At 45.0% G+C, this 11,661-nt stretch carries 10 protein-coding genes; 6 read left to right on the top strand and 4 right to left on the bottom strand.

Annotated features, from left to right (window positions below):
- Positions 1–22 precede the first annotated feature (22 nt).
- The 3 genes from JO154_RS15625 (at position 23) to JO154_RS15615 (ending at position 3,367) form a co-directional block, all read left to right on the top strand.
- Positions 23–1,813 carry a glycoside hydrolase family 36 protein gene (locus tag JO154_RS15625; RefSeq protein ID WP_291947147.1) on the top strand — a complete coding sequence of 597 codons (1,791 nt, stop codon included), beginning with the start codon at positions 23–25 and terminating at the stop codon, positions 1,811–1,813.
- Positions 1,814–1,819: 6 nt separating this feature from the next.
- On the top strand, positions 1,820–2,980 hold the full coding sequence (locus JO154_RS15620; RefSeq protein ID WP_291947144.1) for an alginate lyase family protein: 1,161 nt from the start codon (positions 1,820–1,822) through the stop codon (positions 2,978–2,980).
- A 150-nt stretch (positions 2,981–3,130) separates the two neighbouring features.
- Positions 3,131–3,367 carry a hypothetical protein gene (locus JO154_RS15615; protein WP_291947142.1) on the top strand — a complete coding sequence of 79 codons (237 nt, stop codon included), beginning with the start codon at positions 3,131–3,133 and terminating at the stop codon, positions 3,365–3,367.
- Here JO154_RS15615 and JO154_RS15610 read toward each other — a convergent pair.
- Positions 3,364–4,665, bottom strand: coding sequence for a tetratricopeptide repeat protein (locus JO154_RS15610; protein ID WP_291947139.1), 1,302 nt, complete (start codon positions 4,663–4,665; stop codon positions 3,364–3,366). The genes JO154_RS15615 and JO154_RS15610 overlap by 4 nt on opposite strands.
- 185 nt (positions 4,666–4,850) lie before the next feature.
- Here JO154_RS15610 and JO154_RS15605 point away from each other — a divergent pair, with 185 nt between their 5' ends.
- Genes JO154_RS15605 through JO154_RS15595 form a run of 3 tightly spaced genes read left to right on the top strand, consistent with a single transcriptional unit; the run spans position 4,851 to position 8,061 of the window.
- Complete coding sequence (locus tag JO154_RS15605; RefSeq protein WP_291947137.1) at positions 4,851–5,777, top strand: FecR family protein; 927 nt, start codon at positions 4,851–4,853, stop codon at positions 5,775–5,777.
- Between the two features lie 28 nt (positions 5,778–5,805).
- Positions 5,806–5,952, top strand: a complete 147-nt coding sequence (locus JO154_RS15600; protein WP_291947136.1) for a hypothetical protein — start codon at positions 5,806–5,808, stop codon at positions 5,950–5,952.
- Positions 5,953–6,012: 60 nt separating this feature from the next.
- Positions 6,013–8,061 carry a glycoside hydrolase family 2 TIM barrel-domain containing protein gene (locus JO154_RS15595; RefSeq protein WP_291947133.1) on the top strand — a complete coding sequence of 683 codons (2,049 nt, stop codon included), beginning with the start codon at positions 6,013–6,015 and terminating at the stop codon, positions 8,059–8,061.
- Positions 8,062–8,314: 253 nt separating this feature from the next.
- On the opposite strand, the gene uxuA is transcribed toward JO154_RS15595, so the two are convergent.
- From uxuA to JO154_RS15580, 3 genes are all read right to left on the bottom strand, one after another.
- Positions 8,315–9,490: a mannonate dehydratase gene (gene uxuA, locus JO154_RS15590; protein ID WP_291947131.1), complete on the bottom strand. Its 1,176-nt coding sequence runs from the start codon at positions 9,488–9,490 to the stop codon at positions 8,315–8,317.
- Between the two features lie 178 nt (positions 9,491–9,668).
- Positions 9,669–10,982 (bottom strand): glycerate kinase, encoded by a 1,314-nt coding sequence (locus JO154_RS15585; RefSeq protein ID WP_291947129.1) that lies wholly within the window; start codon positions 10,980–10,982, stop codon positions 9,669–9,671.
- Between the two features lie 78 nt (positions 10,983–11,060).
- Positions 11,061–11,498, bottom strand: coding sequence for a hypothetical protein (locus JO154_RS15580; protein WP_291947126.1), 438 nt, complete (start codon positions 11,496–11,498; stop codon positions 11,061–11,063).
- Positions 11,499–11,661: the final 163 nt, after the last annotated feature.

Genomic DNA, 11,661 nt, shown 5'->3' with positions numbered 1-11,661 from the left:
ATCGTCCTTAATAAATTTCACGATGAAGAAACAGTTTTTCTCTCTGCTGGGTAGCGTCCTGCTGGCGGGCTTGTCGGCCATGGCAGGCGTATCAGATCAGTTTATACAGTCGCTCAAAAACAGCCCTGGTACTATCTATCAGGCCAATGGTGCTGTGGCGCCTGCTACTGTTAAGTTATTCAGAACCTGGAATAATGAAGTTTGTAATATTCGTATAGTCAATACCGGTAGTGCACCTATTCGCCTGAAAGAAGTAATCTTGGGTAGTGTGGCGAAAGTATTGCCTGGTAGTACGCCATTTTATGCAGAAGGTTTCCAGATGCTGACGCAGACGGCCGGCACACTGGAGAAGCCCGAGACCATTGGCAACTACACCGATGCGGGCCATTACCGCATTCCTCAGCCAGACGGCTATCTCGCCGTATATAATCTGTTAAGACTTTATCCATCCGCAGATGCTGAATTATTGTTGGGGTATACCAGCAGTAACCGTTGGGTGGGTAAATTTTATATTTCGAAAGACACGATCAAACTAGCGGAAGATCTGGAAAACATGGAATTGGCGCCAGGCAAGGAATTCCAGTTGGAGGAATTGATGGTCACCAATGGAAAAGATGGTAATCAGTTGCTGGATAAATTCGCTGGAAGAATTCAGAAAAACCATCCTCGATTGGAGTTCAAAGCCCCTCCAGATGGATGGTGCTCCTGGTATTGCTTCGGTCCGAAAGTGACTGCGAAAAACGTATACGATAACCTGGATTATATCAAAACCAATGCGCCCGTACTGAAGTATATTCAGTTGGATGATGGCTATCAGCCGCATATGGGCGACTGGTTGGCAGTAGGTAATTCTTTTGGCGGGAATGTGCAGCAGGTGCTGCATACCATCAAGGAGAAAGGTTTTGAGCCTGCTATTTGGGTAGCGCCTTTTATCTGTGATAGTAATTCCACCGTTTTTAAAGAGCATAAAGACTGGCTGGTGAAAGATAATACTGGTCAGCCATTGCGTAGTGATAAAGTTACCTTCGGGGGATGGCGAATGAAGCCTTGGTATGTACTGGATGGAACGAATCCTGATGTGCAAAAACATTTGACAGAAGTATTCACGGTGATGCGTCAGCAGTGGGGTGTCACCTATTTCAAATTGGATGCGAACTTCTGGGGTGCTATTCATGGCGGCGTTTACTACGATAAGAACGCTACTCGTGTAGAAGCCTATCGCAGAGGAATGGAAGCAATCATCAAAGGAACTGGTGATGCTTTCATACTGGGATGTAACCATCCGCTCTGGCCTTCTCTGGGCTTGGTGCATGGTAGTCGCAGTTCCATGGACATCAAACGTAAATGGGAAGTATTTGAAAAATCAGGACGTGAAAACCTGTATCGTTCCTGGCAGAACGGCCGTCTGTGGTGGAATGATCCAGATTGCCTCGTACTTACCGGTGATATGCCAAATAATGAATATCAATTCCATGCAGCCTTATTGTATGCAACTGGTGGCATGCTCCTCAGTGGTGACGACCTAACCACTATCTCTCCAGAAAGACTGAATATGCTTCGGAAAGCGGCTCCGCCAACTGGTAAAGCAGCGGCATTTGAGAATACAAAGTTCGAAGTAGGCCGTGTGAAAGCTGGTAATGAGCAAAGAATTATCCTACTCAATTGGCAGTCGTCTCCCAAAAAACTCAGTGTAAAACTGGATAAACCAACAGAAGTATTTGACTTCTGGACAGGAAAGCGTCTTGGTAAATTTACAGGTACTTATAGTGTAGAGCTGACAGGCCACGATGGCAAAGTGCTTACATTCAAATAATTGCAAATGATCCGGAATTTATTCCTTTTACTCCTGATGATGATGACACTGGCAGCCAGCGCACAAAAGCGCTGGCGCGACCAGGTGATAAACGATATGCGACCCGCTATCTTAGAAAGGGCAGCATGGGCTGCGGCACAAGCACCTGAAACAATTACTGCGTTTAGGTGTAACCGTAGTGCCGGCGGTATACACGACTTCTATTCAGAAGGCGATTACTGGTGGCCAAATCCTGTGAGTGTGGACAGTCCGTACATTCAAAAAGATGGACAAAGTAATCCGGATAACTTCGTCGCGCATCGTCAGGCGATGATTCGGTTTAGCCGGATTATGGGCGCATTGGCGGCCGGATATATGGCCAGTCAGGATAAGACTTACCTGGAACACGCCCTGTTACATGCAAAAGCCTGGTTTGCAGATCCTGCTACTAGGATGAATCCGAGTTTGCAATTTGCACAGGCGATTAAAGGTCGGGCTACCGGTAGAGGAATCGGTATCATCGATACCATTCAGTTGATGGAAGTAGTGCAAGCGTTGAAAATCATGGAGAAAGCGGGAATAATTCCCGCAGCAGACCTGGAGGCTATCCGCTCCTGGTTTGAAGAATATCTGCAATGGCTAACCACACATCCTTATGGAAAAGATGAAATGAAAGCAGCAAATAATCATGGCACGTGTTGGGTGATGCAAGTAGCGGTATTTGCTTCCTTTACGCACAATGACAGCCTGCTTACCTTCTGTACCGACCGTTATAAAAATGTACTGTTGCCAGCGCAAATGGCTGCAGACGGTAGTTTTCCCTTAGAGCTGAAACGTACTAAACCTTACGGCTACTCGTTGTTCAATTTGGATGCCATGAGCACTCTTTGCCAGGTATTGAGTAAACCGGGAGATAACTTGTGGGCTTATACGTTAGAAAAAACGAAGTCTATTGCAAAGGGGATTTCCTGGATGTATCCATTTGTGAAGGATAAGAATAATTGGCCATTTGCACATGATATTATGTATTGGGAGAACTGGCCAGTGGCACATCCTTTCCTGATTTTCGGCGCGGTTGCTTATAACAAGAAAGAGTATTATCAAACCTGGTTAAGACTGGATCATGATCCACAGGTAGAAGAAGTATTGAGGAACCTACCTGTTAGGAATCCTTTGATTTGGCTATAGAAAAGATAAAAAACCGGGATTTTTTTCAATAAAATGCAAAAAATCCCGGTTTCAATTACCCCAAATTTCCAAAACGTTAAATCTTCCCAACTGAGGTATTATTAACATTAATAATGCGTAAATTTAAAGTCTATGCAAAAACTTTAGCGTATGAGTTGGATGGAAGACCTCTATGTAATTTATCAGAAGCTGGATGCCAACAGTTGTCAAGAGGTAAAAAAAGAAATCATTAAAGCACAGTTGAATGGTTGCAGTGACGGTACCATTTATTTTTTGGTACTGCAACAACTGGTGCGTATTAAGCGCGAGAAAGCGCCTGTATATGAGTTGATCAGGGGAGAAGTGGAGAGCTTTATACACGCTGGTGGTAGTAGTTATATGCACTAGCCTTTTAGTTCCTCAATCAGTTTCTGTACTTTGATATAATTAGGAGCACTTTCCGGGATCTGCACTAGCCAATCCAGGCATTCCTGTTTATGGCCTTCTTTCAGGTAACTTAATGCGATGTAGAAAGCTGCTTCGTAGCGGATCTTGTTATCACCGTTATATACGATGAGCAAGTCCTTTCTGGCTGCTTCTATCTGGTTGAGATCTACTAGGCATACGCCACGGAAGTAACGGGCGTAAATATTTCCTGGATTTTTTTCCAGGACTGTATTGAGCATCTGTAGGGCATCGCTGAAATGTCCGCGGTTGAATTCTCCCATGATTTCTTTCGACAGTTCCAGGCTATCGCTGCCTTGTGCCGACATTTCCGTAGAAGAGAATTGGCTATAGATATTTTTCCGCCATGGGCTGATAAATAGCAGGGTGGCGAGTCCTACTGCGAGGATAGCAACACCGATCACATAATTTCGTATAGGCGTTACCTGGGCATCCCTAGAGGAGAACCAGGCATTGCGGTGTGCGAATAATTGGTGTTGTAGATCATCGCGGTCTGCATCCGTGCAGATGCGCTGTGCCAGCAGTTTACGGATAAGGTCAAAGCGTTTGACTTGACTGTTGAGCGTAATATTGGTGCGTAATTTTTCGGCGTAAGCCTTTTTATCGGCTTCATTCATGAAGTTGCTGAGGAATGCATCTGCATGGCCCACTTCCGTTTCGCTGGGAGCGTCCGAGGTTCTCATAGATGCGTCTATATTGCGGAACAGGCGATGAAAGCAATCGGCTCTTCTAGCAGGAAGTTCTTCTGGTGAAATTTTCATTTCAGCAGCGATATCTTCCTGGAGGTGGTCTGTGAGTGCCCATTTGAGGAGCTCCTTGCAGTTATCATCTAATTGCAGGTATTGATGATAGGCGATTCTTCTTTTTTCACCTTCGCGCATTACATCTTCTAGATCGATCATATCTTCTCTTCCTAGAGCGGCCGTTTCATCGGGCTCTAGGCCGGGAATACGCTGACCTCTTCTTTCTACTTCCTTTTCCCATACCCGTTTGCAGAGCAGGATGAGAAAAGCTTCGAAAGAAGAAACTTGTAAGGGATGGCGTCTGACAAAGAAATAAATATCCAGTAATACTTCTTCGAAAATGTGGGCTGCATCTCTTACTGTGCCTCCTTTTTGCTGGATAAAACGTTGTGCTTTGATCGCGAACTTCTGGTATATATCATTGATAACATCCGGGTTATGATGTAATAGTCCGTCGATATAATCCTGTTCATTATCGGATAGTGATTCAGGTGTCATACGCTGGGGGGATTTAGCCTGTTCGCTTACTAATTTATTAAACCTTCTACAGCTAGCCTAATAATTTTATTCTACCAGTCACATACGGATTTTTCCTATATTTACTGCCGCATTATAATGCAGTTATAGGACAGAGACTTCAGAGAGAGTATTCTCCCTCGTCTTGCACAGGAAGGAATGAAATTATGTACCAGCCGACTACAGACACTACTGATCTGATTGTTCGATTTATCAATGCACCACATGATCCCCAATTACAGGATCAGATAGCCGAGTTGAGAAACAAAGGTCCGGAGCAGGCTGCTTACCTGGAGAAATTACTGCAGCATTGGCTGGAAGACGATTTGCAGCCGCTGCCTGTTACCAGGCGACAACCAAATACACCTGGCCTTTTGAAATGGTGCTTGCTGATTTTGTTATTGATTACCGTCATTATTGCCGGTTATATTTTTTTTTCCAGGACGCCCCTGGTGATAAATAAGAACCGTACGGGATATATTGATTCTTTGTTGTTGAAAGATGGTACCAAAGCCATACTGAATGGGAATGCTGAAATAGCCTATCCTCAGCAGTTTGATAAAGGTAGCAGGAAGGTTTACATGTATAAAGGAGAAGTATTTTTCGATATTCCCAAGGTAACCGGACAAGAGATGCAATTGAAAATTGGCAATGATGTGACGCTATTAACAGAAATGGCGTCCTTTAACGTGCGTATGGATGAAAGTAGTGTAGCCGTATACGTGATCAATGGAAAAGTGAAGATGAAAAGTTCGGGATATGATGACCTCCTGTTAACCCCCGGTATGCAAGGAAGCTTGACAGAAAAAGAAGGGCTACAGCAAAGTATTATGCGTAGTGATGGCGCATTGGCCTGGAAAACTGGCCGTCTCCACTTCAATAATGTTCCCCTACAAGAAGTGTTGGAAGTAGTCAGAAATTACTATGATATACAGGTAGAAGTGCCGCCATCTGCGCGAGAAGCGTTGAAAAGATCCGTCACCGCCAACTTCGATGCCGAAGGGGCGGAGAAGGTATTAGAAGTAGTTAGCAAAAAAATAGGTGTATTTATTACAAAAGATAAGGAAGGAAGATATTATCTTACACTGAAGTAAGCGGCCCTGCCGTTTTAATACTGTGAACATGAAAAAAAGACTTTCCGGGATGGTGGCCAACCTAATGGCTACCACCGCTGCTTTTGCACTTAAAAGTGCCCAAACGCGGCAAATTATCTATAGCTTCATTGAAGATATGCCTGGACAGAATTTTTCTGGTGACAATGCCGTTTAAACCTGTATTCAAATAATCATTCTTTATACGCAGTACTAGAAGCAAACCATTGCTTACATCATGAAAAAATTACTCCTTGCAGGTATCAGCTTACTTGCAGCAACTATTCAACAATCGATTGCACAGGGACGTACAGAACTCCCGTTGACGAAGAACTGGCTGTTTACGAAAGCAGACTATAGTCCGAAAGACAGCGCCGCGCCGCATACCTGGGAAACGGTCAACCTCCCGCATACCTGGAATAACAAGGATATGCAGGCAGGTAAAGATTTCTATGCCGGCAATGGCCTGTATAAGAAGTCACTCTCCATGGACGCCGCCCTCAAAGGAAAACAGGTATTCCTGCGTTTTGAAGGAGCCGGACAAGTAGCGGATGTCTATGTAAACAATAAATTTATAGGTCAACATAAAGGCGGATACAGCGCCTTTGCAATGGAAATCACCTATGCACTGAACTTTGGTGGGGAAAATACCATCCTCGTGAAAGTAAACAATGAACCTCGCAAGGATGTCATTCCTATCAATAACAACCTGTTTGGTATCTATGGTGGAATTTATCGTCCGGTAAGCTTAGTGATTACGGATAGAATGCATATCGCTACAACCGATTATGCCTCTCCCGGTGTGTACATCCGCCAGCAAAATGTGAGCGCAGAAGGAGCGGATATCACTATCAATACAAAGCTCGATAACCGTTTTGAACAAGCGCAGGGTGCACAACTGCGTACCCGTGTCTACACACAATCCGGCCAACTCGCAAAAGAAATCAAAACGGATATCAACGTGCTTGCACAGGGCCGACAAACATTCTCCCAGCAGGTACATATGGATAAACCACATCTCTGGAATGGTTTGAAAGATCCACATCTGTATAAAGTGGTGGTATCCCTCATTGGTAAAAATGACGATATTATTGATGAAATAACGCAGCCATTAGGTATTCGCAAATTTGAAATCAAAGCTGGTAAAGGGTTTTATCTGAATGATCAGCCTTATCGCTTGCATGGTGTTTGTAGACATCAGGACTGGTGGGGATATGGCAACGCCCTCGAAAACTGGCAGCATGCCCAGGATCTGGAAATGATAAAAGAAATGGGCGCGAACTCTATTCGTTTCGCGCATTATCAACAAGCGGATTACATCTATGCCAAATGTGATAGTATCGGTTTTGTTATTTGGGCGGAAGTACCTTTTGTAAACGCTGTTTCCGGCCAAGAAGGAGATAATGCGAAACAACAAATTACAGAACTGGTAAAACAGCAGTTCAATCATCCTTCTATTTATACCTGGGGCATGCACAACGAAGTGTATGAAAAAACACCCGCAGATTTTGTAAGCACCCTCACTGCCGAGATGGTGGATATCGCCAAAACACTGGACCCAGATAGATATACCGTTAGCGTAAACGGTTACGGCACCATGGAACGCCCTGAGAACCGCAATGCGGACATACAGGGTATGAACCGTTATTACGGCTGGTATGAAGGTAAAACGCCTGATCTGGAAAAATGGGTAACAGGATTGGAACAGAAATATCCAGATCATAAAGTGGTAATCAGTGAATATGGTGGCGATGGTAACGTGAACCAACATGCGGAAATATTACCAGAAGTGGAATACGGCGGCCCCTTTATGCCAGAAGAAAGAGAAACCCGTATCCATGAAATTCAATGGGGGATCATTGCCAAACATCCGTATCTCGTGTCTTCCTATCTCTGGAATATGTTCGATTTCTGTGCGCCACTCTGGACTAGAGGAGGCGTGCCTGCACGTAATATGAAAGGCTTGGTCACTTTTGATAGACAACTCCGCAAGGATGCGTTTTATTGGTACAAAGCCAACTGGAGTACAGAGCCTGTGGTATATATCTCTGATCGCCGATTAACAGAAAGAACACAAGCAATTACTACTGTAACGGTATATGATAACATCGGTACCCCAGTGCTCACGCTGAATGGCAAGACCCTGAGCAACCCTAAGCCGGGAACAACTTCTGTGCATTATCTATATGAAAATGTAAAGTTGAAGAAAGGAAAAAATGTACTGGTTTGTACAGGAACAAAAGATGGTAAGAAGTATACTGACAAAGTAGAGTGGATATTGAAGTAGTTCATCACTCCTGCCTGTCGTCCCTGCCCTGCGGGCAGGGACGACGAAAAAGAAAAAAAGGAATTGAAGTCGCAGACTTCAATTCCTTTTTTTGTAGTAAAATATTTTGAAACAGCCCAGACTGTACATGTGATGAGCAATCACTGTATTATTCAGTCACAGGCGCTGTTTTCGCATAGTATCTCAAACCGGCGGTAGTATTGCTGATCCCTACCTTAAATCCTTGCACGGTTCTGATACTGGTAGATTTAAGTCAATCGGCGCTTAAAGCCCCAGCGATACCCATTTCCAGGCCACGCAGTTCAGCCAGTCCGCGGAGGCGGCCAATAGCACTGTAGCCAGGATTGGTTTTCTTATGCAGATCGTCCAGCATCTGGTGGCCATGATCCGGGCGCATAGGGATAACCACATTGCGACGTTTCATGGTGAGCAGAATGTTTTTGATCACATGGAACATATCCACATCGCCTTCCAGGTGGTTGGCTTCATGGAAATTTCCCAGGAAGTCGCGTTGTGTACTACGCAGATGGATAAAGTGGATGTGATCTCCCAAACGTTCTATCATACCTGGTAAGTCGTTATCAGCTCTTACGCCGTAAGAACCGGTGCAGAAGCATAAACCGTTAGATTTATAGGGAGCGGCTACCAGTAATTCTTTTGCATCCTGTTCGGTGCTTACCACACGTGGCAGGCCGAAGATCGGGAATGGAGGATCGTCTGGATGGATGGCGAGTTTTACGCCTACCTCTTCTGCCACTGGTGCAATTTGTTGCAGGAAGTAGAAGAGATGCAATTTCAGTTGTGTTGCATCGATGCCTTTGTAAGTATCGAGTGCAGCTTGGAATTGCTGGAGGGTGAAGCTTTCTTCAGAACCCGGCAGGCCTGCGATGATATTCTTTTGCAGGAGCGTTTTTTCTTCCACAGTCATGCTGTCGAATTTCTCCTTTGCGCGGGCAATTTCTTCTTCGGTATAGTCTTTTTCAGCGTTGGGTCTTGCCAGTATGAAAAGGTCGAACGCCATGTAGGCGGCTTTTTCAAAGCGAAGTGCTTTGGAACCATCTTCTACGGTATAGGCAAGGTCAGTGCGGGTCCAGTCCAGCACCGGCATAAAATTGTAAGTAACAGTTTTAACGCCGCATGCAGCCAGGTTACGTATTGATTGCTGATAGTTGGTGATGTATTCCCGGAAACGGCCACGTTGCGTTTTGATGTCTTCATGTACGGGAATGCTTTCTACTACAGACCAGGTAAGGCCGGCAGCTTCAATCAACTGTTTGCGCTGTAATATATCTTCCTTCGTCCATACCGCTCCGTTAGGCAGATGATGCAAGGCTGTTACGATGCCAGTTGCGCCTGCCTGTCTGATATCAGCTAAGCTAACCGGATCATTAGGCCCAAACCAACGCCATGTCTGTTCCATTCTCAGCATAATGCTATTAGGTTTATAAGTCCAAAAGTAAGTAATCCAAACCCCAAAAATAAAATCTCTCTGCACATATACAAACTTTAAGTGCACGAAAAAGAATACCCTTTTGTGTTATTACGATAGGATGTAATACTGTAGCGGGTTTTGAAAGATGTTAATACAGTGATTAACAATGTGGTTTTCAAGTGATCAGTACTATTTGAATGTCCATCACATTCGTATGTGTAGGACCTGTGATCAACAGGCGGTCTGTTTGACGGAAAAAATGATACGCGTCATTATTATCCAGATAGGCTGCTGTATTGAGTTGTAGGGCTTTACTACGTTGTAGTGTAAATGCGTCGGCGATGGCGCCAGCAGCATCGGTAGGTCCGTCTGTACCGTCAGTACCTGCACTGAGCAAGGTGATATGCGTTGCTTTTGCTGTTGCTTTCTCCAGCTCCAACACTGCCGCCAGCACTAGTTCCTGGTTACGTCCTCCTTTGCCGTTGCCCTTGATGGTGACAGTCGTTTCACCACCTTGGAGTAAACAGGCGGGCAGTTTTTTATCATAGTGCAATGCCTTTTGGGCCAGTTGTGTGCCTATCGTACGTGCTTCACCGGTAGTACATTCCGTAGTGAGCGTAACGTGATATCCCAGTTCCTTTGCCTTTACAGCCGCGGCTTCCAGGGCAATGGCATTGGTGCCTGTTAGGAAGTTATGCACTTTTTCGAAGGCAGGATCTCCGGCTTTGGCGGTTTCCGGAATTGCTCCGGATAAACCTTTGTGGATATGGGAGAGGATAGCGGATGGAATTGTTGTAGTGAGACGATATTTGCTCAGAATGGCCATCGTATCCTCAAAGGTAGTAGGGTCGGGTACTCCAGGACCTGAGCCAATCACTTCCAATTGATCCCCTGGCACATCACTGAGGATGATGGAACATAAAGTAGCCGGGTAAATATGTTGGGCCAATTGTCCCCCTTTCACGGCCGATAAGTGTTTTCGGACGGTATTCATTTCTGCGATATCCGCACCGGAGTGCAGTAGCTGCTGGAATAAATCCTGTACTTCTTCCAATGTACAACCCGCTGGAACATCCGCCAGCAGAGAGGATGCGCCACCGGATAATAATAGAATTACTAAGTCCTCGGAGTGTAAATTGGTAACTGCTCGGAGTATTGCTTGTGTAGCGGATACACTATTTTCATCTGGAACAGGATGTCCTGCTTCCAGTACTTGCAACTGTTGTAAGGGCAGGGCATGATCGTATTTCGTGACTACCGTACCCTTGATGGGGACATGTGGTAATAAAACGGATTCTAGTTCCTGAGCCATGGCAGCAGCGGCTTTACCTGCGCCGATAACGATTACGTCCCCACGAATAGGGAACGGCGTGCCAGCAATGGTGATCGTGTCTCCCTGAAACAATACAGTATTACGCATGAATACAGCCGGTTGTACCGCTGCTACTGCTGCGTGAAAGATCTCCTGGATATGTTGATATGCAGTCATTGCCGATTAATAAAAATGCCATACAAAGGTACTCGCTGACACTTTGTATGGCATATAAATTTTATAGCTAGACACGGATCATTGCTGCTGTAACGCTTCCCGACGCTGCCGTTTTTTCTCCATCTTCGCCTCCAGGTGCTCTTTTTTGTTCAGGTTCCAATCGTTCCATATCTTATACTGAGTGGCAGTTAATACCGTTTTAAATCGCTGGTTACGTTCGTCGTTCAGGTGATGTACCCTGCTCATTCTCTCTTTGCTGGTGAGTGCCTTATTAGCATGGACGCTGTCTATCCGTCGTATGATATCCAGATTGATCGTATAAATTTCCTCGCTTTGATCCTTGGTGAGACCTAATCTACGACTGATTTTATCGGTCATTTTATCGGCTCGTCCTTCTACATTCCACTTGCCGAGATTGGCGGTTGCCGGTTGGTTATTTTGCGCAAAGAGGCTGTTGCTGAGGCCCAGTAACAGAAAACCCGCAATGATCAGGGTATAAGCGGATACTTTTTTCATAGACAGCAAGATTGTAGTAATCGGGAAATTGAACCATAAATTATCCCTTTTTCGTGTTAATCCAAAATGTTTATGGGCCTTTCCGGGGACAGCGGACTGCCATTCATAAAAAAATCGATTTTTTGCTTAGAATGGCATCGGGGAATTATTAAATTTATCGTGA

Source organism: Chitinophaga sp. (genome assembly GCF_019236475.1).
Lineage (GTDB): Bacteria > Bacteroidota > Bacteroidia > Chitinophagales > Chitinophagaceae > Chitinophaga.
Note: the sequence above shows the minus strand (reverse complement) of the source record. Positions and strands in the feature narration are given on the sequence as shown.